The sequence below is a fragment of the Ferruginibacter sp. genome, from assembly GCF_049840995.1.
In the GTDB taxonomy this organism is placed as follows: Bacteria; Bacteroidota; Bacteroidia; order Chitinophagales; family Chitinophagaceae; genus Ferruginibacter.
In genome coordinates, this window is the sequence record NZ_JASGIP010000004.1 from 680,985 (window position 1) to 707,827 (window position 26,843).

Annotated in this window: 15 protein-coding genes; all 15 read left to right on the forward strand. The window is 40.1% G+C overall.

The annotated features are described in order from the left end of the window. Nucleotides 1-75 precede the first annotated feature (75 nt). The 15 genes from QM738_RS13775 to QM738_RS13845 all read left to right on the forward strand — a co-directional run bounded on the left by QM738_RS13775 (nt 76) and on the right by QM738_RS13845 (nt 26,843). Entirely contained in the window at nt 76-3,342 is a 3,267-nt protein-coding gene (locus QM738_RS13775; RefSeq protein WP_462277306.1) for a SusC/RagA family TonB-linked outer membrane protein, read from the forward strand. Between the two features lie 39 nt (nt 3,343-3,381). Continuing rightward, nucleotides 3,382-4,827: a RagB/SusD family nutrient uptake outer membrane protein gene (locus QM738_RS13780; protein ID WP_462277307.1), complete on the forward strand. Its 1,446-nt coding sequence runs from the start codon at nt 3,382-3,384 to the stop codon at nt 4,825-4,827. A 28-nt stretch (nt 4,828-4,855) separates the two neighbouring features. Beyond that, nucleotides 4,856-6,355, forward strand: coding sequence for a fasciclin domain-containing protein (locus QM738_RS13785; protein ID WP_462277308.1), 1,500 nt, complete (start codon nt 4,856-4,858; stop codon nt 6,353-6,355). Between the two features lie 57 nt (nt 6,356-6,412). Further along, nucleotides 6,413-9,346 (forward strand): SusC/RagA family TonB-linked outer membrane protein, encoded by a 2,934-nt coding sequence (locus QM738_RS13790; RefSeq protein ID WP_462277309.1) that lies wholly within the window; start codon nt 6,413-6,415, stop codon nt 9,344-9,346. Between the two features lie 31 nt (nt 9,347-9,377). Beyond that, a complete protein-coding gene (locus QM738_RS13795; protein WP_462277310.1) occupies nt 9,378-11,033 on the forward strand; it encodes a RagB/SusD family nutrient uptake outer membrane protein in 1,656 nt (551 codons plus the stop codon). Nucleotides 11,034-11,227: 194 nt separating this feature from the next. After that, the gene (locus QM738_RS13800) at nt 11,228-13,225 is read left to right on the forward strand and encodes a family 43 glycosylhydrolase (RefSeq protein WP_462277311.1); all 1,998 of its coding nucleotides are present in this window, start codon (nt 11,228-11,230) and stop codon (nt 13,223-13,225) included. Between the two features lie 100 nt (nt 13,226-13,325). Further along, entirely contained in the window at nt 13,326-15,785 is a 2,460-nt protein-coding gene (locus QM738_RS13805) for a glycoside hydrolase family 95 protein (protein WP_462277312.1), read from the forward strand. A 34-nt stretch (nt 15,786-15,819) separates the two neighbouring features. Further along, nucleotides 15,820-16,941 (forward strand): alpha/beta hydrolase, encoded by a 1,122-nt coding sequence (locus QM738_RS13810; RefSeq protein ID WP_462277313.1) that lies wholly within the window; start codon nt 15,820-15,822, stop codon nt 16,939-16,941. A gap of 32 nt (nt 16,942-16,973) precedes the next feature. Continuing rightward, nucleotides 16,974-18,275, forward strand: a complete 1,302-nt coding sequence (locus QM738_RS13815) for a glycosyl hydrolase family 8 (RefSeq protein WP_462277314.1) — start codon at nt 16,974-16,976, stop codon at nt 18,273-18,275. 24 nt (nt 18,276-18,299) lie between these two features. After that, the gene (locus tag QM738_RS13820; RefSeq protein WP_462277315.1) at nt 18,300-20,225 is read left to right on the forward strand and encodes an alpha/beta hydrolase-fold protein; all 1,926 of its coding nucleotides are present in this window, start codon (nt 18,300-18,302) and stop codon (nt 20,223-20,225) included. Nucleotides 20,226-20,260: 35 nt separating this feature from the next. Then, nucleotides 20,261-21,916 (forward strand): alpha-L-arabinofuranosidase C-terminal domain-containing protein, encoded by a 1,656-nt coding sequence (locus QM738_RS13825; RefSeq protein WP_462277316.1) that lies wholly within the window; start codon nt 20,261-20,263, stop codon nt 21,914-21,916. Nucleotides 21,917-21,981: 65 nt separating this feature from the next. After that, nucleotides 21,982-22,383: a hypothetical protein gene (locus QM738_RS13830; protein WP_462277535.1), complete on the forward strand. Its 402-nt coding sequence runs from the start codon at nt 21,982-21,984 to the stop codon at nt 22,381-22,383. Nucleotides 22,384-22,518: 135 nt separating this feature from the next. Next, on the forward strand, nt 22,519-24,168 hold the full coding sequence (locus QM738_RS13835; RefSeq protein WP_462277317.1) for a family 43 glycosylhydrolase: 1,650 nt from the start codon (nt 22,519-22,521) through the stop codon (nt 24,166-24,168). A 49-nt stretch (nt 24,169-24,217) separates the two neighbouring features. Then, nucleotides 24,218-25,072: a sialate O-acetylesterase gene (locus QM738_RS13840; protein ID WP_462277318.1), complete on the forward strand. Its 855-nt coding sequence runs from the start codon at nt 24,218-24,220 to the stop codon at nt 25,070-25,072. Between the two features lie 67 nt (nt 25,073-25,139). Further along, the gene (locus QM738_RS13845; RefSeq protein ID WP_462277319.1) at nt 25,140-26,843 is read left to right on the forward strand and encodes a GH39 family glycosyl hydrolase; all 1,704 of its coding nucleotides are present in this window, start codon (nt 25,140-25,142) and stop codon (nt 26,841-26,843) included.

Genomic DNA, 26,843 nt, shown 5'->3' on the forward strand with positions numbered 1-26,843 from the left:
ATTGAATATTATTAAATATAAAAACAGCTGAAGTTCTCTTTTATTAAAAGGTATGCCTATTAAATTAAATTGCTTATGAATAAAGTTACTCAACGATTGAAATGTTTTTTGGCATTGCTTGTCATTATGGTAGGCTTTAATGTCCAGGTATCTGCGCAAACAAAAGTTGAAATAAAAGGCCGGGTTACAGACGCTGCTACCGGTAAAGCACTTGGAGGCGCTTCAATTACTGAAATAAATGCAAATGACCGGCAGGTTAGCGGTGTAAGTGCTGACAATGAAGGTAACTATTCGCTCAGGATAACTGATACAAAAAATAAAATGCGTTTTGCTTTTCTGGGTTATGAGTCAAAAGTTGTCGAGATCAATGGTCGTACTGCCATCAACGTTAGCCTTATGAGAGATACTTCCAATAAAATGGATGCGGTTATTGTTACCTATACTAAAACCCAGAAAGTATCCAACGGCTTTGTTTCTACAGCAAAAAGAGACCTCACCGGATCTGTTGTATCCATTAAATCAGATGTTATTGCGGAACAACCAGCTACTTCCATTGACCAGATGATACAAGGAAGGGCTGCCGGTGTGCAGGTTGTTTCCAGCTCCGGCGATCCGGGGGCAGGTGTGGATATCCGTATCCGTGGAGCCAGTTCTATCGGCTCAGGCAACGACCCACTATATATAATTGATGGAATTCCTATTATATCAACTCCTTTCGATAATACCAATTCGGCGCAGGCAGGTGTGGCAAGGATTAATCCTATTGCTGATTTAAATCCTTTGGATATTGAGAGTATTGATATCCTTAAAGATGCAAATGCATCTGCTATTTATGGTGCAAGAGCTGCAAACGGAGTTATCATTGTCACTACAAAAAGAGGTAAGAAGAACCTGACAAATATTACATTAAACACACAGTTCGGGTTACAGGAAGCCCCGCCTTCAATACCAGTGTTAAATGGTTCTCAATACAAGGTAATGCGTCTTGAAGCTGAACAAAACAATGGTAATATTAATCCATATAATGACGCTACACGGGCCTTATTGAATGATCCTACTTATTTTTCATACTGGTATTATCAGTCGGATACTAAATGGCTGGATTATCTCACCAGGCTGGGGTCTACTAAAAACTTCAACCTTAATGTTAGCGGCGGAGGAGAATCTGTAAAATATTCTTTTATTACTTCCTATAATGACCAGGCAGGTGCTTTTGTGAACACCGGGAGTAAACGTTTTACAGGAAGATTTAACCTCGATTATAAGGTGTCAGACCGGTTGCGCTTTTCAGCCAATATTTATTTCGCAAGAAGCAAAGTGAATAATTATGCCAACTATGGACAGGGATCCGTTTATTATATAGGGCTGATTAAAAATCCTTCCATGCCGGTATATGACGTTGATCTGAATACGGGGAAACCTCTTCAGAATTATTTATCCTTGGGAGGTATACAGGGTGGTACTGATAACCCCGTTGCTTTTGCAAAAACTGTCACTAACGATGCTTTCAGCACTAACCTGAAACCTAACGTAAGACTTGAATATGATATCCTGAAAGGATTGAAATTTACGAGCAACACATCGCTGGATTTTGTTGGTGAAAATGGATTCCTATATCTTCCTTCTGAAGCAACAGGATTAATATGGAATGATAATAACTTCAATCGTATTGACACCAGGGATTTTGAAAGAACCCAGGTAATAGTGGATAATTTATTATCGTACAATAAAAGTTTTAAAGAAGATAAATTTAAAACAGTCTTCCTGTTAGGTAACACTTTTAATTCCTTTACTTCGAGCCAGCTTTCTGAAAGCGGGTATGCGAATCCGTCAAGCCAGATACAGACATTAAACGGGCCTGCACGTGTAAGGAGTATTTCCACATCTTTGGGTTATGATAATATCCTTTCATTTTTTGCAAAGGCAAATGTCATTTATAATGATAAACTCAGCTTCGATTTCACCATGCGAAGGGATGGGTCTTCAAAGTTTGGAGACTCCAAAAAATTCGGAAACTTTCCTTCTGTCGGAGCTTACTGGCGTGTTTCAAGCGAGCCATTTATAAGAAAGAATTTCACCTTCATTTCAGACCTCAAGCTCAGAGCCTCGTGGGGGCAATTGGGAAATAGCAATATTCCCAACTACGCCTACATCAGCCAGTATTCAGCAGGAGCCAATTATTTAGGCTATACCGGTATCACCCAATCTAATGCTCAACTGAATAACCTGCAGTGGGAAGTGGTGGAGCAAACGAATTTAGGTTTTGATCTGGAAATGTTTAAAAGCAGGCTTATTATGTCAGTGGATGTATACAATAAAGAAACCAAAAAATTATTGTACCAGTTGGCCTTGCCAAGTTCGAGCGGTATCCTTGGTCCCAATTATACTACTGGCGGGACTATTTATACCAATCTTGGAAATATTCAGAACAGGGGTATAGAAGTGGATTTGAATTATGATATCCTGAAGTCTGCCAATAAAAATAAACTGAGATGGAATGCGGCCTTTAATATAGCCCGCAATATGAATAAAGTTACCAAGCTCCCAGGGGGAACAATTACCTATACCGGAGGAACAGGCGGTTTCGTAAACCAGGTTAAGGAAGGCGACCCTCTTGGAACTTATTATGGGTACAGATATTTAGGCGTATATGCAACAGATGCTGACGCTATTGTAAGGGATGCAAAAGGAGGCAAGGTATATGAAGCAGATGGCGTAACTCCAAAGTATATGAAAATTGGTGCAGAGAATGGTAACCCCTTTAAAGGTGGAGATGCAATCTACGAAGACTTTAATCATGATGGAATAATAGATGACCAGGATAAAATATTGATCGGAAATGCAAACCCGCTATTTTTTGGAGGCCTCAACAACAGGTTCGATTATAAAAATCTTTCCTTTTCTTTTTTCATACAATATCAGTATGGCAATGACATCATCAATAACTTAAGGTATAATCTTGAAAAGATGAACAGTACTGATAACCAGGCAGTATCAGTACTAAGGCGCTGGCGTAAGCAGGGTGATGTAACAGATATCCCCCGCGCCCTGGCCAGTGATACCAGGAATTCCCTTGCCTCCAGCAGGTGGGTAGAGAACGGATCTTATGCCCGTTTAAAATTTGTGACACTGGCGTACCGCTTCCCGGCTAAAATGATTCAGCGGATAAAACTCAAATCAGTGGACGCATTTATTACTGCCAATAACTTATTTACCTGGACTGATTATAAGGGAGCCGACCCTGAAATTGGAATCAGCGGCAGTCCGTCTTTTATTGGTGTTGATTCCGGGTTAAGCCCCCAGACAAAAGGTTACACACTGGGTATAAATATGCGGTTTTGATAAACAGGAAATCAATTTATTAAAATAATAAAAAATAAAATGAAGCTGAATATTCGATCAATAACAATCATAGCCACTATAATGGTTACACTATTATTGAGTGGCTGTAAAAAATACCTAGACCTGAAGCCGCAAAATTCAATTACAAGAGAGAATTTTTTTAAAACCAAAGATGATGCTGTCGCTTCAATAGTGGGAACCTACGATGCATTGCAGGGATGTGTGACACAATTCCTGAACTGGGGTGAATACAGGGCAGACCTGGTGGCAGCAGGATCAAGTAACGATGTAACTTATCCTTATTACCAGTTTATGGATAAACTAAAACCTGTCTCAGACTGGTCTGCTGTTTATAATATGATCGGGAGGGCTAATACCGTGATAGAGTTTGTTCCAGGAATTCCGGCCGTCGATGATAAATTTTCTGTAGACGACAGTAAAAAAATTGTAGCGGAAGCCCAATTCCTCCGTGCTCTTGGTTATTTCTACCTGGTTAGAACTTTTAAAGAAGTTCCTTTGGTTTTACAGGCACCCAGTAATGACCAGGTTAATTTTTTTGTACCTAAGGCAACGGCAGATTCTGTATTAAACCAGGTTGAAGCTGATCTTACTGCTGCCGAAGCAGTTATTCCAGTCACATACGAAAAAAATAATGATACCCGCGGACGGGCTACAGCAGGAGCTGTACACGCATTACAGGCTGATGTATACCTGTGGCGTGGTAAATACCAGCAAGCAGCTGTTGCTGCTCAGAAAGTGCTTGACGCAACAAGTATTTATTCTCTTGTACCGTCGGCCAGTTGGTTCAATATCTACAGTCAGAAAAATACAGCGGAGAGTATTTTGGAAGTACAGTTTGATAACTCCATACAGGAAACAAACGGTTTGATCAGCTCTGCAAATAACTTCACCATGAACAATGTGCTGAAAACTTATTTCGACGGCGCTACCGATGTCGTGCGGGGATTGAACAATACCTATATAAATGGAGCCACCTGGTGGAAGTACAGTGGTTTGACTACCACTACAATGGTTGCACGTCCGACTAATGATCCGAATTTCATTTTATACCGACTTCCGGATATTATGCTTATGAAGGCAGAAGCCCTTTCACATTTGGGAAGCTTTGATCAAAAAACAGAAGCAATACAATTAATGGACGCAGTTCGTGTACGTGCTGGTGTTAGTCCTTATGGCATTTATCTGGACGGCAATGCGCCTTATTCACTGCTGATAGAACTGATCGTACAGGAAAGGGCCATGGAACTTGCTCTGGAAGGAAAGAGATGGTTTGATCTGGTACGTATTGCCACAAATGATAAGAACCCTGACTTCTTAATAGACAGGGTGGTAAAGTCCCGTTCAGTTGGAGACCGTTCTCTGATCAAAAGCAGGATTATTGATCCAAGGAGTTGGTACATGCCAATTTCCCAGTATGAACTTAACCGCAATCCTCAACTTGTTCAAAACCCTTACTATAAATAATTAATTGCTAACTGTTAAAATTAACGTTATGGATATCAATAAAGTTTCAACGATTTTACACCGCTTTAAAATCCCTTCATTATTAAGTGTGTTGTTAATAACTGTTTTGTTGATTGGATCCTGTAAAAAAAAGCTGGACTTTTCTTACCAGGTACAGGATAGAAAATACCTGATGTTCGATGAAATGAAAAAAGATACCAGTATGTCTATACTGGTCGAAGCCCTGGAAAGGACAAAATTATCAGGTGTATTGAATTCTTACGGACCCTATACGCTCTTTGCGCCCAACAACGAGGCGTTCAGAAAGTATTTTAAACTCAAAGGCAAAGCCGGGCTGGCTGATTTCAGCGATTCTGTACTCACGGGTATATTGCGGTATCATATCCTGCCCGTGAGATTAAAAGCGGGAGAATTTATCCAGGGACCGCAGCTGACTCCATCCTCGAGCGGAGATAATGTAAACATTGATATTTCCAAAGGCTATAAAAATACGGCCGTTGCTAACGCCATTGCATTGATTTATGAAACCGATATAGAATATTATAACGGCTATATGCATAAAATGGATGGAGTTCTTGATCCACCGGTACTTACTATTGGAGAATTTTTGAAAGGTAATCCTGACAAATACAGCATTATTACCGCCGGTTTGACCAAGGCAGGGCTAATGGATACCCTGACCAACTTGGTGGATAATTTAGGGGTGAGAATAAAACTGACACTTTTTGCTGAAACTGACGATGTGCTGAAAGCTGCGGGCGTTCTTAACTATAACGGATACACGCAAGATAGCCTGGTAGCTTATATGAGAAGTCATATAATACCCGGCAATGGTGTGAGATCGGGCTATACACATTTTACTGCTAAATGGACCCAGTTGGGACTGATAGAACGTTATGATAGCGCCGTATCTGTGCTTGATGGACAAAACTGGATTTATTTCGACCTTGCTGCACCTCACCTGATTGATTCCACTTCTGATTTTACTGCGAGCGATCTTAGTATGCGTAACGGACTCGTGCATAATGTTAATAAGCCGCTCGTGTATACTGGCAAGACAAAGAAAAGGACACAGATTTATCATCCATTCTGGTCAAACGCTACTTATTGTTATGGTATACCGGGATTTGCTAACGGTGCTTCACCAACTCCGAACGCGAGTGCAGGTAATTTCAGGTACTATTTCGATGGTATAACTGTAAACGGTTCACAAGTTACCTACCTGACTTTTGTACAACCTGATGGTATAGACGATTCTCTCGTAACTGTAGTTAAAAATGTTAAAAGGGGTAAATACCAGATCGAAGTTTGTGGAAAAGGGGGCGGTAGGGGAACCTTCCAGCTTAATTACCGCAACGATTCAATCACCACTTACAATTTCAGCTTTTTAAATCTGCCGACTTACCGTCAACGTTATGTTTTGGGAACTTATGATTTTAAAACGAGCGGGGATAAGAGGCTGAATTTTATAACAAAGGTTGTAGGAGGGCTAAACCTGGAATGTCTTGTATTAACTCCTGTAGACTAATACAAATTATTTAATAAATATCATAATACAGACCATTCTAAATTTTAAATAAAACAGATGTTTAGATTAAAAAAATATTCGGTTGCTGGCTTGCTTGTTCTTGTTCTCGGGTTCACGGTTAATGATACTGCTGCACAACAACAACAATCATTATTAGATAAACTGAAAAAGAAAAGTGATTCGCTGCAGGCAGCAAAAAGTGAAGTTGAACTTATTAACATTGGTTATACTTCGATAAACAAAAAATTTGTAACAAGTAGCATATCTACGCTTGTTAATGACAACACCATTAAAGGAATGGTACCGCTTTCGGCAAATACCATGCTACAGGCTCAGCTTCCCGGTGTTAGATCAGTGTCTACTTCTGCTATCAGTGCATTGACATATATCAGGGGCGCCTCCAGCCTGAATGCTGGCTCAATACCGCTATATATTATAGATGGTATTCCTGTAAAAGTTAACCGGTTTGCTAACCCGCTAGCTAAAAATGTGGACAATGATCCCCTGTCAGATTTACATCCTGAAGATATTGCAAGTATCACTGTGCTAAAGGACGGACAAGCGACTGCTATCTATGGCATGCGGGGTGCAAATGGAGTGGTGCTGATTACAACTAACGGAGGTACGGCAGGTAAAACTTATCTGGATATTAGTTCTTATACAGGGCTTATGACGGAACCTGAACTGGTTTCGGTTTTGGATACCGCACAATACAGGTCATTTATTTTGGCGAAAGAAAGAGCAAGCGGCGTGTCGGAATCCGATATTTTAAAAGGGGTTGGGAGGTATTTATTATTATCCACCCCTGCCAACCAGGTAGAACGTTATAATAATAATACCAACTGGCAGGACCTCGTACTCAAAAATGGTTTCGTTAGTAACTCCCACCTTACTTTACGTGGAGGTGATGCGGTGGCTAAATATTCTCTCAATGTCGGGTATTCGAAATTAAACGGAGTTATTACCAATACTGATTTTAACAGGTTTAATGTACGTTTTAACCTTGATTATAAGGTGACAAAGAAATTGAGCTTTCTTAATAGTCTTAGTTTCAGTAATACACATAAGAAACTGTCCGATGCAGGTGGTGCACCCAATACAAACCAACTTTTTCTTACTACACTTAAGGCTCCGACACTTACCCCTTTTCAGCAGGATCTTACAGGAGCTAACCTGGTATATTATGATAGTGCGGATTATAATAATCATAATAATCCCAATGCGATATCAGGTAGAATGATCAATAAAAATAATTCTACGCGTATTTCCGGTAAAACACTTGGTCAATATACGCTTTCTCCAAACCTGGTGTTGCGCATGGGTGTACTGTTTGACTACAATCGTCTGGACGAATCAAGGTTTATCCCTTCAGCCGGTTTTGTAAAGACAGGTTATATTATCCGTTCTTCCAGTAATCAGAAAAGTACAGAGCTGATGTTTTTAAATGAGAACACACTCACCTACTCAAAGAAATCGAAATCAGGTAAAGGAGATCTTAATGCAGTAATTGGCAGCGCACTTCAATCTACCACACTTGATTCGAAGTATGGAAGAGTGGTGAATTCTGCAACAGATCAGCAAATTACTGTTAATACATCTGATCCGTTATTACTGGATTCAATTGGCAGTATTTCGCCGGCCTGGAAATTAGCTTCGTTTTTTGGCACCGTTAGTTATGCTTATAACGAAAAATATATTTTCGGTGGTAACTTAAGAGCAGATGGTTCCAGCAGATTCCGTGAAAAAGCAAGGTGGGGCTACTTTCCTTCGGCTTCATTTGCCTGGAGATTGAGTAAAGAGGATTTTTTGAAAGATGCGAAATTTATAAAGGAACTTAAATGGAGGGTGAGCTACGGTATTGCAGGAAATGACAACGTTGGTGTTATTAATGCTTTTAATTCATTGGTAGCTACCCCGTACATATTTTCTGCTGTAAGTATCGGGATACTGGGAAATCCCAATTTTCAATGGGAATCGACAAAACAGTTTAATACAGGAATAGACCTTGAGGCCGCCAATGGCAGGTTAGGATTAAGCGTTGATTTTTATAACAAAAAAACTGATCATCTTTTTAACGTTATCAATCTGCCAACAACCAGTGGATTTAGTAATTACGCAGTAAGCGAAGGTGCAGTAAGAAACAGGGGGATTGAGACTGCTCTATCATGGCAGATACTTAATAACCCCAAAGGCCTTTCATGGTCAACAAGATTTAATTTCACCTATAATAAGAATACTGTATTATCCATGCCCAGCAGAATGGATACAACTTTTGCCTATGGAGATTATTCAGCAGTTGCTCAACCGGGTACTTCAATTGGTTCCTTCTGGGGTTATAATGCCCTGGGAGTTTATGCAAGAACGTCAGATGTGAATGTAAAAAATGGCCCTGACAATCTTATTCCCTTCAAAGGTGGTGATGTCATTTTTGAAGATTTAAATAAAGATGGCATAATCGATTATCATGACCAGAAAGTGCTGGGTAATGTAAACCCCGATGTATATGGAGGCTTTTTGAATACACTGTCCTATAAACATTTTGACCTGTCTGTTTTTATTGATTATGCTTTTGGTGGCAAAATCTATAATGCACGCCGTGCCACACTTCAGGCTATGTCAAATTATAGTAACCAATCTACAGATGTACTGAGATACTGGAAAAATGAAGGTGACCAAACTGATATACCCAGGTTGCAAAATGGAGATCCTGTAGGTAATGCACGTTTTTCTTCCCGCTGGATAGAAGACGGTTCATATGTACGGTTCAAAGCTGTGACACTGTCCTATAATTTCCCGCTAAATAAATCTCTCAAAGGAGTATTTAACAGTGCAAGACTGCTAATCACAGGGCAAAACCTGGTTACATTTTCAAAGTATAAAGGGTACAGTCCTGAAGTGGGAAATTTTGCAAACCCGGTTATGTATGGGGTTGATTACGGAAATGTTCCGCCTTTAAGGGCAGTTGTTGTTGGAGTACAGTTAGGATTATAAAAATAATTTTTTAAAAAAATAATAATAGGGTATGAAAAAATATTTTAAAACCAAAGTGCAATCGCTAGGAATTATGCTATTTATAGCATTGGCTGTTTCAGGTATTTCTTGTAAAAAGTTTTTAGAGCCGACTCCTAAGGATGTAGTGTTGGAATCTAACTTCCCTAAAAACTACTGGGATGCAGAATTTATGTTGCGGGGTGTTTACCAGGCAATGCAACCCTTAGTGAACTACAGGGTGGTATTGGGTGAAATGAAAGCTGACTGGGTTACCCCAGGTCCGGGCGCCAACAATGATATATTGGAGCTTGCTAATCATAAGGTAACTGATCAGAATCACTATACCGACTGGCAGCCGTTTTATACATTGATAAACAGGGCTAATTATGCAATTAAGAATATCCCTCGAATTCCTCTTGATTCTAACTATTTTTCTTCCTTTATCCGCAATCAATATATTGGGGAGGCACGATTTCTGCGTTGCTATGGTTACTTCCACTTGATACAGAATTTTGATAAAGTGCCATTTATATGGGAAGCGATTGATGATATCAGTAAAGTGGATACTTTATTTAAAATACCCCCTTCCTCACAAGATGTGATTCTTGATTCATTAGAAGCAGATTTAAAAAAGGCGTTTGCTGCAACTGATGTAAATATTTACGTGCCCAATAGTTTTGATGCGGGCTTCAGGATGAGTGGTGAACAAACTATTATGAGGGTGAGGAAGCAAGCTGTGGCCGGATTGCAGGCCGAGATATATTTATGGAGAAATAAATATGCTGATGCAGTGGCAGCGTGCCAGGCTTATTATAATACCGGTATTGATAATGTTCCCGGAAGTGGTAATGCAGCGTGGTTTGATATCTTCAGGTATAATTTTGATGCGACATCCTATGTATACGGCGAACAGATTTTTCGTATAAAATTTGACTTTAAAGCAAGGGAAACAAATGATTTAATGATGCTGACTTCAAACGATCCGGCATCTGGTGGAAGATATATGATAGCGCCGTCACTAAATGGTATTAAAACATACAACCCTTATTATCCGGACAGTCTGCCCAATAATAATCTTGCCAACGAAATATATCGCGGTTTCGGTGCTTCGTATACAGGTAGTGCTCCTTACTATAATCGCTTAAAGAGTGATCCGGTTATCTGGAAATTTTTAGGGTTAGCTACTGTTACGCCAGGTGTTATCGATGTGCCTCAAACATTGAGAGCACCTTATCAGAGCGATTACCAGTTTCATATATTCCGGCAGGCAGATTTATACCTGTTGTGGGCGGAAGCTTTAAACAGGGCGGGCGATAAAGCCAATGCCATTTCAAGAATCAATTTAATAAGAGGAAGAGCTGGTATGCCTACCGCCACCACTGTAAACAGGGCTAATGATACGATTTCGGTTAACTCTTCAGTCGAGAAAATAGAAAATTATATCCTGCGGGAAAGAGGATTGGAATTAGGTTACGAAGGCAGAAGATGGTATGACTTAATGAGAATGGCGAGGCATCGCGGTACATCGCTGACAAGCCCGGATACGCAATTTATAATTGATGCGATTAAAAAACGTGCACCATCAAGTTTATACAGTTACCTGCAGTCAACTTTATCTGATGTCAAAAATTTGTATCTCCCTTACAACAGTGAAGAAAAAAAGCTTAACCCTAAACTTATTAAATGATGTTGTAAATATTAGGATCGTATTAATATCAGGTAAAGACCACTGCATGTCAATGGTCTTTACCTGTTAAAGGGAGTTAAAGAAAAAGTGATTGAATTCCTTTTATAGTTGCCTTTACCAGGTACGACATTGGTAAAGGGCTTAATTTTCTTAAGACGTATTTTTTGAAACTATTAATTATTTAAGAAGAGAAGATGATGATTCAATATTGTTTTTTTAAAAATATTTTTCGCAGGCATTTTTGTCTGATCTGTTTGCTGCTATTGGTATTCATTACTTCAGACGGATACAGCCAGACCGGTAAAGATGACACACCCAATGCCAACTACCAGGAGGTGAATACTTATGTAAATCCTGTTTTGCCCGGAGATCATCCGGATCCCACTATGATTAAAGTGGGAGATGATTTTTACCATTGCGGTTCAAGCTTTCATTTTACACCCTACCTGCCCATATATCATTCAAAAGATATGGTGCACTGGAAAGTAATCAGTAGGGTAGTGGCACCATCTAAGAGTGACTGGGTAACTGACAAGCCTTCAGCCGGTGTCTGGCAGGGAGCCATCACTTATTTTTATGGTACTTACTGGATTTATTTCTCAGCTAACGGACAATGGTTTTCCAAAGCCAGCTCACCTTACGGACCATGGAGTGAACCGGTGCAGGTAAAAACCAATCCAGTTACAGGTCCTTTAGGGTATGACAATTCTATTTTCGTTGACGATGACGGTAAGCCCTATATGGTTATTAAGAATGGCCAGAAAGTTAACCGCATACAGGCTCTTGGCAACAATGGACAGCTAACCGATACCGTTATTAATCTTGACTGGATAAATGCAAAATTGCAATACAGCTGGGCTGAAGGACCGGTTATGTGTAAACGCAATGGATATTACTATTATTTTCCAGCAGGGGATGTATCGGGGGGGCAATATGTTCTGAGAGGAACTGCATTGACAGCCGATTCGACTAAATGGGAAAGGCTGGGTGATTTTTTTAAACCAGTAACAGATCCGGGCACCGGCTTCCGTCGTCCCAATCATATTTCAGCGCCGCTTCAACTGGCTGATGGAACCTGGTGGACACTAGGTCAGAGTTATGAAAGATATGGAAACGATGATTGGTCTGGGAAGGGGCGTCAGACTTCATTGTATCCTGTCATATGGGAAGGTGACCGTCCCTGGGGAATGGCGCCTTCAACGGCTCCAATCGAAATACCTGAAGCAACAGCAACAGACATTCCATGGAGGAGTGTTACAACAGATTACTTTGAAACAAACAACCTTGGTTTATGGTGGCATTTTTTAACTAAGAAGGATGCAGCCCGTTATTCCCTCAACGCACGAAAAGGTTGGCTCCGCCTTATTCCTGACAGTGGAAGAACCAGCATTATGCAAAAGGAAACAGATCATTATTATACTGCTGTCACAAAAGTTGAATTGAATGCTGCAGATACTACAACAAAAGCAGGATTATATATATCCAACGGCAATCAGAAAGTATCTGTGCAGCTTTATTCAGGATTTAATGATAAAAAAGAAATCGTATTCAGGTTTGATACGGCTGTTCGAAAAATCCCCAACAAATTTGGAAATACCGTTTGGCTGAAAGTTGAAAGAAACCAGCATCAGCTTACCGGGTATTGCAGCGCTGACGGGAAAAAATGGACTGCTGTTGGTTCTTCAATAAGTGCTGTGAACCTGGATAAAGTGCAACCAGGCTATAATTCCTGGGTCGGAACAAGTGTTGGTTTATTTGCGGAAGGTAAACCAGCAGATTTTAACCTATTTATTTGTAAGGATGGTTTCTCAACAATGCCTGTTGCCGGTTACAGTAACTATTACGGAGTGGAAAAAATAAATGGTAAAGAGATTACAAGTGTAACTAACACCTCTGCTTATGGTGGTTGGTGCATGATCTCCGGAGTTGAATTTGGAAAAAATAATAAAGGGACACTTCAGGTGGAACTTACAGCTGCAGTTGCAAAAGCCGGTGATGTAGAAATATGGCTGGATGATTTAAAGTCGGGTACATTGATCGCTAATATAACTCTTACAGCAACGGGAGGAGAAAGTAATTGGAAAATATTTAATAAAACAATTAAAAACATATCGGGACAACATGATGTATTTATCAAATTTCCAAAGAGCAATAATCATTCGATTTTTATTAAAGACATCCGGTTTTTATAAGTATTAAAGAATTAAGTGTTGCTTTTGATATACAAGGCTATTTGTTGATAGGCCTCGGGGGATGAAAGACACCCAATGAATTAGTTTAATAAAATAAGAGATGAAAAAAAGTATTTTAATTATTGGGTTGATTGTTTCGATTCATAGTTTTTCGCAAAGTACTGGTAACCTGAAACTTTGGTATAATACCCCTTCGGGTAAAATATGGGAAAATGCTTTGCCAATCGGAAACGGAAGACTGGGTGCTATGATTTATGGCAATGCAGATACCGAAGTAGTACAACTGAATGAACACAGCTTATGGAGCGGCAGTCCTAACAGGAATGATAATTTATTAGCGCTGGATTCTCTTCAGCAAATACGCCAACTTATTTTTGACGGAAAGCAAAAGGATGCGGAGCGGCTTGCGAACAAAGTAATAATAAGTAAGAAATCACAAGGTCAAATGTTTGAACCCGCTGGCGAACTTCGCCTTGCATTCAAGGGGCATAATAATTATGATAACTATTACCGCGAACTGGATATAGAAAGGGCCGTTACAAAAACTATTTATAGATCAGGTGGTATTACTTATTCAAGGGAATCGCTGGCGTCTTTTCCTGATCGTGTAGTTGTAATGCAATTAACAGCCGATAAACCCGGAAGCATATCATTCACAGCTTCATACTCTTCCCCGGTACCGGGACTCTCAGTTAAAACGACTCCTGAAAAAGAACTTACTTTTAGTGGAACTACTATCGACCATGAAGGCGTTAAGGGCATGGTTCGATATAAAGGAATTATCCGTTTCAGCAATGATGGTGGAACGGTTATGTCCACCGATTCTTCTTTAATTGTTGCCAATGCAAATACGGTGACTGTTTATATTTCTGTAGCCACCAGCTTCAATAATTATAATGACCTTACCGGAGATGAGAATCAAAGGGCTGCATCTTATCTGAGCAAAGCTGTAAATAAATCTTTTGCTGAGATACTCAAAGGACATGTTGCTGCATATCAAAAATATTTTAACAGGGTTAAGCTTGACCTGGGAACTGCTCCATCGTCACAAAAGCCAACCGATGAAAGACTCAGGGAATTTAATACGGTCAATGATCCTGAATTTGTAACACTGTATTATCAATACGGCCGGTATCTTCTTATCTCCTCATCACAACCCGGAGGGCAACCCGCTAACCTGCAGGGAATATGGAATAACAAGGTACGTCCGCCATGGGACAGCAAATACACCATCAATATTAATGCTGAAATGAACTACTGGCCGGCAGAAAAAACGAACCTGTCTGAACTTCATGAACCTTTTTTACAAATGGTGAAGGAACTGGCTGTTACAGGAGAGAAAACGGCAAAGGAAATGTATGGTACAAGAGGATGGATGGCGCATCATAATACTGATATATGGAGAGCAACAGGAGCGATAGATGGTGCGTTCTGGGGAGCATGGGTCAATGGCGGTGGATGGCCGGCACAACATTTATGGGAACACTATTTATATACCGGAGATAAGAAATTTCTGCTAAGCGTTTATTCAATACTGAAAGGTGCTGCTTTGTTTTATGCTGATTTGTTAATCGAACATCCCAAATACCACTGGTTGGTGATATGTCCCGATATGTCTCCTGAAAATGCACCAAAAGCACACCAGGGATCCTCGCTCGACGCAGGTGTTACGATGACCAACCAGATTGTTTTTGATGTATTCAGTACAGTAATACGTTCAGCAGCTATATTGAATACTGATAAAAATTTTGCTGATACACTAATTAAACTACGCAGCCGCTTAGCACCTATGCATATAGGACAATTCGGCCAGTTGCAGGAATGGCTTGATGATATTGATAACCCCAAAGACAATCACCGGCATATTTCTCATTTGTACGGATTATTTCCCTCCAACCAGATTTCTCCTTACCGCACACCTCAATTATACAGTGCAGCAAAAAATACTTTGATTCAGCGTGGTGATATCTCAACAGGCTGGAGCATGGGGTGGAAAGTGAACTGGTGGGCAAGGATGCTGGATGGTAACCATGCTTACAAACTAATCCAAAACCAGCTTACACCAGTCGGCATTGCCGAAGGAGGTACCTATAATAATCTGTTTGATGCACATCCTCCTTTTCAGATCGATGGAAATTTTGGATGCACTTCAGGTATTACCGAAATGCTGATGCAGAGTGCAGATGGCAATTTGAGCCTGCTGCCTGCCTTGCCGGATGTATGGGAAGATAAAGGCAGCGTTGAAGGGCTTTGTGCTAGAGGAGGTTTTGAGATTGTGAAACTGGAATGGAAGAATGGAAAAATTGTAAAAACGATCATCAAGTCAAAACTGGGTGGCAATTTGAGATTAAGAGTGACAACAGAGATGAAATTAAGTACTGGTGCTGCATTGAAAGATGCTGTTGGTGAAAATTCCAACCCTTTTTACCAAACAGAAATTATCAAGCAACCGGTGATTTCAGAAAAGGTAATCAGTGATCCTGTTGTAATGACAAAGACTTTCCTTTACGATATACCTACAAAGCCCGGGCAAATATTAACACTGATATCGGGTAAGTAAATAGAATAATGGGATAGCTTAAAAAATCAAAAAAATGAAAATTAAATCTTTAACATTCGTAATTGCAATTATGGTAAATGGCATCTTATGTTTTAGTCAAAACAATCAGCCTGCTGTAATTGAGGATTTTAAACCTTCATCATTAAACCAGCCCGGACAGGAATATCCGCAAGTAAATTCCCAGGGCTATGTACGGTTTAAGATAATTGCACCCACAGCAGACAGTGTCAGAGTTAGTCTTGGGCTTGGCGGAAGGGGTGGTACTAAACTTAAACAGGCAGCAGATACCTCCTGGATGGGTACTACAGAAGGGCCGATGGATGAGGGCTTTCATTATTATAACATAAGGATTGATGGAGGTAAATTCAATGATCCCGGTGCAAAGAATTATTATGGTTCTGTTCGTTGGGAAAGTGGTATTGAAATACCCGCACATGATCAGGACTTTTATGCACTTAAAAATGTTCCACATGGCAATGTGGTGCAGGTGCTTTTTCCCTCACCAAGTACAGGCACTTCAAGAAGAGCTTTTGTATATACTCCACCTGGTTATGATAGTAAATCAAAACAGCGTTACCCGGTACTTTACCTGCAGCATGGCTGGGGGGAGGATGAAACTGCTTGGAGTAACCAGGGGCATGCCAACCTGATTATGGATAACCTTATTGCAGAAAATAAAATCACTCCTTTCATCATAGTGATGACATACGGCATGACTAATGAAGTTAGAATGGGCGGTATGAGAAATTTTAAAATTGAACCATTCCAGACAGTGCTGATCGATGAATTGATTCCTTATATCGACGCCAATTTCCGGACTATTGCAAAACAGTCGCAACGTGCAATGGGTGGACTTTCAATGGGCGGAATGGAAACGCATACTATCACCCTTAATAAACCAGAAGTGTTTTCTTACTATGCATTATTGAGCGGTGGTACTTACACACCTGCAGAGATTAAAGATAAATCGAACATTAAACTTATTTTTCTCAGTTGCGGAAGCAAGGAGCGTCCGGATGGTGTTAAGAATGCCGCAGCTGCACTTAAAGATGCAGGGATTAATGCAGTCTCCTATGTCTCTGAAAATACTGCTCATGAATTCTTAACATGGCGTCGCAGTTTACTGGAGCTTGCGCCGTTGTTGTTTAAAAATTAAATGTTATTGGTAATTATGCCATCGAAATAAAAATGAAAATGATTTTGTTAAATATATCGCTGAAAAGGAAATGCAGGTATTTGTTTTTTCTTGCTGCTATTAATTTTTTATTCGAGGCTGATATTACCGGACAAACAAAAAAAAATGCTGTAGGCACCAACCCAGCGATTGTAACTGGTAAATATCCTGACTTGTTTAAAGAAGCAGGATACAGCCAATCAGATATCGACAAAAAAATACAGAAAGCATTTTATGATGTTTTTGAGGGACCGGGCAAGGTTTATTTTGAAGTGGGAGATAGTATGGCCTATGTGTCTGATTTAAAAAATCATGATGCAAGAACAGAAGGACTTTCATACGGTATGATGATAGCGGTGCAACTGGATAAAAAAAATATGTTTGACAGGATATGGCGCTGGTCAAAAAAATACCTGCAGCACCAGGATGGACCAAGAGAGGCATATTTTGCCTGGAGTATTAACCCACAAACAATGAAGAAAAATTCAGAAGGTTCTGCTTCAGATGGGGAACTGTACTATATCACCAGTTTGCTTTTTGCAGCCAACCGCTGGGGAAATAATACCGGCATTGATTATTATGGCGAAGCCAGAAAGATACTGGATGCCATGTGGAAGAAAGATGGTACGGGGAACATATTTAACCTGATTAATACTACCTCGAAACAAATCAGTTTTGTTCCTGAAGGTAACGGATATACATGGACGGACCCTTCGTATCATTTGCCTGCCTTTTATGAAGTATGGGCATTATATGCAAAGGATGGTCATGAACAATTTTATAAAGATTGTGCAGATACATCACGTGCATTTCTTCACAGGGCCTGCGACTCTGTTACAGCTTTAAATGCAGATTATACAGAATTCAGTGGTAAAGCACACACTACAAGATGGGCACCGGCTGCATTCCGTTACGATTCTTGGCGTGTTCCAATGAATATCGCAATGGATTATGTATGGTTTGGAAAAGATAAATTATGGCAGCAGGATTACGCTAAACGTCTGCAGCACTTTTTCCGTTCAAAAGGAGTAAACACATTTGAAGACCAGTTTAATACTGATGGTTCTGCACCCGAATTTATTCTGCAGGCTGGAGGTTTTAAAAAGTTAAGGCATTCTATCGGGCTTGTTGGCACGGTGGCATCTACAGCACTAATCAACAAAGAAAAAAATAGTACTGAATTTATAAACGAATTGTGGAATGCAAAACTGCAACCTTATGAAGACGGATATTTTGATCCTTATTATGATGGCTTATTGTACCTGTTTAGTTTAATGCACTTAAGCGGCAGGTACCAAATCATTAAACCAAAATAATTTTTAAATACAAAAGCGCAATACATGAAGCAGGTTTTTAAATTAATGTTATCACTGTTTTTATTTTGTTCCACTTCGTATGCCCAGGACGCTGTGAAACCTTCAACTACGGGATTTGACACTGTACGTCCTGCTGTATCACATGGACTCGTTGATACTATTGAATATAATTCAAAGACTGTTGGCACAAAAAGAAAGGCAACTATCTACACGCCACCAGGTTTTTCAAAAAGTAAAAAGTATCCTGTACTCTATTTGCTGCATGGAATTGGCGGAGATGAAAAAGAATGGCTGAACGGGGGGAAGCCACAAGTAATATTAGACAACCTGTATGCGGAAGGAAAAATTGAGCCTATGATTGTAGTCATGCCCAATGGCCGTGCCATGAAAGATGACCGTGCTACCGGTAATATTATGGCATCTGATAAGGTACAGGCATTTGCAACTTTTGAAAAAGATTTGTTGAATGACCTGATACCCTTCATTGAGAAAAAATATCCTGTTATAGCTGATAAGGATCACAGGGCTGTTGCGGGACTTTCAATGGGAGGTGGTCAGTCACTGAATTTCGGATTGGGTAACCTTGATGTGTTTTCATGGGTAGGGGGCTTCTCTTCTGCACCTAATACAAAATTGCCACAGGAATTATTGCCGGATGTTGAAGCGGCAAAAAATAAACTCAAGCTCTTATGGATATCCTGTGGTGCCAGCGACGGACTGATTACTTTCAGTAAAAGGACACATGATTATTTTGAGAAAAATAATGTGCCGCATATTTATTTTATTGAGCCTGGTGTACATGATTTTAAAGTGTGGAAGAACAGCCTTTATATGTTTTCACAACTTATTTTTAAACCGGTTGATCCATCCACTTTCTCAAAATATCCTGTGGCAGGTGCGCCTGCGTCTACTAATATACGTAATGGTGCTTACCCGCAAATCATGACTGACAGCCGCGTGAAATTCAGTATCAAGGCACCGGATGCAAAAAGAGTTCAGGTTGATCTTGGAAAGAAATATGATCTCGTAAAAGATAACAATGGGGTATGGTCGGTTACCACTGATTCCATCGGTGAAGGATTTCATTACTACTCACTATTAGTTGATGGCATAGCAGTGGCAGATCCTGCAAGTGAATCGTTTTATGGAATGAGCCGTATGGCAAGTGGCATTGAAATTCCTTTTCCGGGAGGTGCTTATTATGCTATGAGAAATGTTCCGCATGGTGATATCCGTATCAAAAAGTATTATTCAAAAATTACCAATTCCTGGAGGCAATGTTACGTCTACACGCCACCTGCTTACGATTCTAATATTACTGCAAAATATCCTGTACTATATCTGCTGCATGGTGGTGGGGAAGATGAAAGAGGATGGGCACAACAGGGTAAAACAGATGCAATATTGGATAACCTTATTGCTGCAAAAAAAGCAATCCCCATGATCATTGTTATGATGGATGGTAATTTCGGCAGCGGTGGTATCGCAGGATTTGGTGAGCAGTCACTGAGAACATTTGAAAACGAGTTGAAACAAGCTGTGATACCATTTATTGAAGCCAGTTTCCGTACTGAAAAAACTGCAGGCAACAGGGCACTCGCCGGATTATCAATGGGTGGTTTGCAAACATTATACGCTGGTATAAAAAATACCGACATGTTTTCATACCTGGGTGTTTTCAGTTCCGGGTGGTGGGCCAATCAACCGGCGCTTTCAGATCCTCAATACGATTTTATGAAGCAGCACAGCACTTCTATCAATGGTAATTTAAAAAGCCTCTGGGTATCACAGGGAGGCAAGGAAGATATAGCCTATAATAATTGCAAAATAATGCTGGCGAAGTTTGATGAAATGGGCATAAAATATACCTATAGCGAATATCCAGGCGGGCACACCTGGCCGGTATGGAGAAACAATCTTTACAATTTTGCACAACTGTTATTCAAATAGTTTTAAATATAAGCTGACTAGTTAAAAAAGAAAATATGAAAGCAAGCAGTATTAGGGTTTTATTATTGACAGGCATTCTGTATTGTATTAATTTAAGTGTTGTAAGGGCACAAACACCAACGGTTACACTTGATTTTACAAAACCGGGAGCCTCCGTAAGTCCAATGCTCTATGGATTAATGACAGAAGAGATTAATCACTCTTACGATGGGGGATTGTATGCCGAATTGATAAGAAACCGGATTTTTAAAGACAACAAGACCAATCCTGACGGCTGGAGCTTGGTAAGAACAGATTCTGCTTCCAAAGCTTCCATAAAACTGGTAGCCGCAACACAGGAAAATGTACCCTTTGATGAGCGTCGCCATGCAATCACAGGAGCACTCACCACTTGCTTGCGTTTAACTGTTGAAAAAGAAGGTGGGAGAATCGGAGTTGCTAACGAAGGTTTTTGGGGAATTCCGGTAAAACCTGCCACCACCTATAAAGCTTCGTTTTATATGAAAGGCTCAGGTAGTTTTCAACCACCCAGAAGACCAGGACAACCTGCTCCTGCAAACCCCGCACCGGTAATTAATGATAGTACCCCGGGGCCGGTTACAGTAAGCATTGAAAGCAATGATGGTAAAACAGTTTATGCGTCTGCCATTATTAACCTCGATAAAAGTATATTCTGGAAAAAATATGAATTAACCCTTACCACAAAGGCAGATGTACTACCGACAACGAATGCCCGCTTTGTTATATCTACTGACCGGGTAGGCCTTTATTATTTTAACCTGGTTTCCTTATTTCCACCGACTTACAACAATCGTCCCAACGGGAATCGCCCCGACCTCATAAAAATGATGACAGATATGAAACCTAAATTTTTAAGGTTCCCCGGTGGTAATTATTTGGAAGGCCCGTTGATTACAGATGCTTTCCCTTGGAAAACAACTTTAGGCCCCTTGGAAAACCGGCCGGGGCATAATGGATCATGGGGATACAGGGCCTCTGATGGAATGGGTTTGCTGGAATTTTTATTATGGTGTGAAGAAATAGGGGCCGAACCTGTACTGGCAGTATATGCAGGATATTCCTTAAACGGTGATCATATTGATGCAGGCCCATTGTTGAAACCATATGTAGATGATGCAATCGATGAAATTGAATATGTGATTGGTGACGTAAATACATATTGGGGTGCTAAACGCGCCGCCGACGGTCATCCCGCTCCTTTTAAATTAACCTATGTTGAAATCGGTAATGAAGACTGGTTTGACAGAACAAATAGTTATGACGGCAGGTTTACTCAATTTAGAAATGCAATTGAAACCAAGTATCCCAAATTAAAATGCATTTCAACCATTGCCGATGCACAATATCCAAACCTGAAAGTAACAAGCGGTAAAAAACCAGAAGTTTTGGATGAACATTATTACCGTGACTCCTGGTCCATGTGGGAAAATGCATCACAGTATGATAAATACGATTGTAACGGACCTAAAATATTTGTAGGAGAATGGGCTACCCGTGAAGGGGCTCCCACCACGAATATGAATGCAGCTTTGGGAGATGCAGCATGGATGACTGGCATGGAAAGAAATGCAGATTTGGTAATAATGTCTTGCTATGCACCTTTGTTTGTAAATGTAAATACAGCTACTGCAACGGCACCCAAAGCATGGCAATGGGATTCTGATTTATAGGGTATAATGCACTAAACAGTTATGGATTTCCTTCCTATTACGTACAACAGCTATTCGGTAATTATCTGGGAGATAAAATTATTCCTACTACTGCTGAAGGAATTCCAACTCAACCAAGACCACTCTCCAGAAGAGATAGTGCAAACGGAGTTACCAAGGCACCACTGGTTCCTACTGTTTTCTACAGCGCCACACAGGATGAAAAAACAGGTACAGTTTATCTCAAACTTGTTAATACAACAGGGAAAAAGCAACCGGTTAATATTAATCTTAACGGCACGGTAAAAGTTACACCAACGGCCACCTTATTGGTAATTAAAGGAGATAAGCCGCAGGATACTAATACTATTACAGAACCTGAAAAAATCATTCCGGTCAAATCAGGTATAAAAGGAATTACAACAAAATTCACCCGGGTACTTGATTCATATTCTGTAAGCATAATTCAACTACAGACAGTGAAGTAGTCACAAAGAGAAAGCCCGGGTAATAAAAATGAGCTGAAAATTAAAGTTTTAATGATGCGATTTGCAAATCAAATATTACTTGGGATACTGGTAACATTAATTGCGCTGAGTACCGAAGCGCAAATACAGGCAAGGATGCCGGGTAAGCAAACAACCATTTGCAACCCGGTTAATCTCAGTTATCGTTTTTGCCTTGATACTCCTTCAAGAAGAGAAGCGGCAGACCCCACCATGGTGCTGTATAAAAATGAATATTATTTATTCGCATCTAAATCGGGTGGGTATTTTCATTCCACAGACATGATTTCATGGGATCTTATTAAAACAGATGATTTGCCCATCGAACATTATGCACCCACAGCAATAGCAATTAAGGATACTGTTTTTTTTATTGCCTCAGCACCTTCTTCAGTAAAAATATACAAGACCTCCGACCCCAAATCGGGTAAATGGGAAATTGCTAACCCATCCTTTCCTATAGGTATGATAGATCCTGACTTGTTTTTAGATGATGATGGGAAACTTTTTTTCTATTATGGCTGTTCCGATATCAACCCGATTTACGGTGTTGAACTTGACAGAAAAACATTAAACCCTGCTGGCAAACCGGCTGTCTTGTTTAACAGTAACAAAGAAGTAAATGGATGGGAAAGGAAAGGTGATTATAATGATAAACTTGGAAGACCGTGGATAGAAGGGGCGTGGATGACAAAACATAATAACCAATATTATTTGCAATATGCTGGCCCCGGTACTGAATTTAAAAGTTATAGTGATGCTGTCTATATTTCCGATAAACCCCTTGGCCCGTTTACATTAGCTCCGAACAACCCGGTTTCCTATAAGCCGGAAGGCTTTATCGCAGGTGCCGGTCATAGCAGTACTTTCCAGGACAAGTACGGAAACTACTGGCATGTCTCTACTATGAGCATATCACAAAAACACATGTTTGAAAGAAGGTTGGGCTTTTTCCCCTTATTTTTTGATAAAGACGGCTTGATGTATGTCTATACAGGATTTGGAGATTTCCCTTTTAAACTGCCTTCAAAAAAAATCAGCAGCCCTGAAGAATTATTTCCCGGATGGATGTTGCTTTCATACAACAAGCCGGTGCAGGTTTCTTCCGAATTGATTGATCATACAAAACAATTTGCTGCAGATGAAGAAGTACGTACTTACTGGAGTGCCCGGACAGGCAACAAAGGAGAATGGTTAAGTATAGACCTGCAAAAAAACTGTACTATTAATGCCATTCAGATAAACTATGCTGAACATAATACTCACCTTTTGGGGCGTAATCCTGGAATATACTACCAGTACTTGCTGGAATATTCTGCTGATAATAAAACTTGGAAAACGCTGGAAGATAAAACACTCAGCAATACTGATGCACCGCATGATTACCTGGAATTAAAAACTCCGGTCAAGGCAAGATACCTGCGTATTACCAATTACAAGGTTCCCGATGGAACATTTGCTTTAGCGGGTTTAAGGGTATTTGGTAATGCAGGAACTAAAACACCTCAGGCAATAACTGCTTTTACTGTAAAAAGAATGGAGGACCGTTGCGTGGTAAAATTAAACTGGCCAAAAGTGCCAGGTGCCGTGGGTTATAATATCAGGTACGGTACTGCAAAAGATAAGCTATATCAAAATTATCAGGTATTGGGATCTGAATCAATAAGTATTAATAGCCTGAATAGCGACCAGCAGTATTATTTCGTAGTGGATGTATTTAATGAAAGCGGTATTACAAAGGGAAAAAGTATAGTGAAGGTGAATTAATAAAAAGAAGTAGGAAAAAATATTAGTTAAACAATTAAAATAAGTTGGGATGAAAGTAAGTCTGAGATTATTTGTACTGGCAATTGTATTGATGCCTGTTATGAAGGGTTTTTCACAGGATAAGAAATTCTATATTTTTCTGAGTTTCGGCCAATCCAATATGGAAGGTAATGCCAAAATCCGGCCGGAAGATACCTTGAATATAGACAGCCGGTTTCAGGTTATGGAAGCAGTAGACTGTCCCAATCTTAACAGGAAAAAAGGTCAATGGTATACTGCTATACCACCCCTTTGCCGTTGTCGTACAGGCCTTACGCTTACCGATTTTTTTGGCCGCACAATGGTAGCCAATTTACCCCCGGATGTAAGAGTGGGAATTATCAACGTCGCAGTTGGAGGTTGTAAAATAGAACTATTTGACAAAGACAATTATCAGTCATATGTTGAGAAAGCGCCTTCCTGGATGACAGGTATGATTAAAGAATATGACGGAAATCCCTACGCGAGATTAGTAGAAATGGCAAAACTGGCGCAAAAAGATGGAATAATCAAAGGCATATTGTTACACCAGGGAGAATCAAATCCCAACGATTCATTATGGACTCAGAAAGTAAAATTGGTCTACGATAATCTTTTAAAAGATCTTAAACTAAAAGCAAAAAAAGTACCGCTCCTCGCCGGTGAAACTGTCAATGCGGACCAGGGAGGTATTTGCGCAGGCATGAATAAAATCATAGCAACACTTCCCCAGTCAATAAAAAATGCTTACGTGATATCATCTGCGGGGTGTACCGATGCAGCAGATAATCTGCATTTTAATGCAGATGGGTATAAAGAATTAGGAAAACGATACGCAGAAAAAATGTTGTCACTATTGGGTTATAATGTAACAGCAATGCAATAGCTGTCCATTAACAAGAAACTAACCGGAATAAAAAAAAGTTACTGAACCAGTGCTAAAACGAATAATAATGAACTTAAAAGCAAAGTCATATTGCTTGATAATATTGGTTGTATTCACCGGTTCTGTAATACAGGCTCAGCATACCGCTAAGGACGTAAGTATAGAAGTGGATCTTTCAAAAAGAACAAATGAACCTGTAAAGGCTATCTGGGCATGGTTTGGGTATGATGAACCCAATTACACTTACATGAAAGACGGGAAAAAACTACTTTCAGAAATAGCTGCATTAAGCCCGGTACCTGTTTTTGTGAGAGCGCATCATTTGCTGGTTACCGGAAAAGGAACGAATGCTTTAAAATGGGGATCAACCAATGCTTATACGGAGGATGCAAATGGTAACCCGGTTTATGACTGGACGATAGTTGACAGTATTTTCGATACTTACATACAACGTGGTATGAAACCAATGGCCCAGTTTGGTTTTATGCCTGAAGCCCTTTCTTCCAATCCGCAGTCAGATAGTTTTCAAACAACTCCTGCAAAAGAAAAAGTTTATCATTATATGGGATGGGCTTACCCTCCAAAAGATTATAAGAAATGGGCAGACCTGGTATATGAATGGGTAAAGCATTGTGTAGAACGATATGGGAAACAAGAAGTGGAAAGCTGGTACTGGGAATTGTGGAATGAGCCGGATATCTCCTATTGGAAAGGCACTACAGAAGAGTATATAAAACTATACGACTACACTGCAGAGGCTGCAAAACGGGCTTTACCCGCATTAAAGATCGGTGGTCCGGAAACCACTAACCCAGGTGGGGATAATGCAGCAAAATTTTTGATAACTTTTTTGGAACATGTCGTTAATGGGAAAAATTATGTGACAGGTAAAAAAGGATCACCACTTGACTTTATAACCTTTCACGCCAAAGGGCAACCGAAAGTAATCAATGACACGGTATGGATGAATATTGGTGTGCAGTTAAAGCATATTGACAAAGGCTTCCAGATCATTGCTTCTTTCCCCACATTAAAAAGCTTACCGATTATAATTGGTGAATCAGATCCTGAAGGATGCGCTGCGTGCCCTGCTGATATCTATCCCAACAACGGATACAGGAATGGAACACTCTACTCAAGTTATACAGCAGCATCTTTTCCCCGTAAATTGGAAATGGCAAAGAACCGTGGTGTTAATTTACTCGGTGCTGTAACATGGGCCTTTGAGTTTGAAGGTCAGCCCTGGTTCCGTGGCTTCAGGGACCTTGCAACAAACGGGGTGGATAAGCCGGTGCTGAACGTGTTCCGGATGTTCGGTCAAATGGAAGGCAATACAATACCTGTTAGCTCAAATGCAACTTATAATTACGCTTCAGTTCGTGATTCAAGCGTACGTGGAAACCAACCTGATGTAAATGGCATAGCATCTGCCGGCAACCGTTCCGCATCAATATTGATTTGGAATTATCATGACAAAAATGATTTAAATGTTCCGGCTTCTCCTGTTACTGTTTCTGTTAAGCGTATTCCCTCGAAAAAAATATTGCTTACACATTATCGAATAGACCAGGAGCATAGCAACTCGTATACAGCATGGTTGAAAATGGGTTCACCACAAAATCCAACTTCCGAACAATACGCAGCTTTAGAAAAAGCGGGACAACTGGAAATAATGGGTTCACCACAATGGGTAACTATTAAAAATGGAATTGCAGTCATCCCTTTCTATTTACCCCGGCAGGGAGTTTCATTAATTAAAATGGTATGGTAA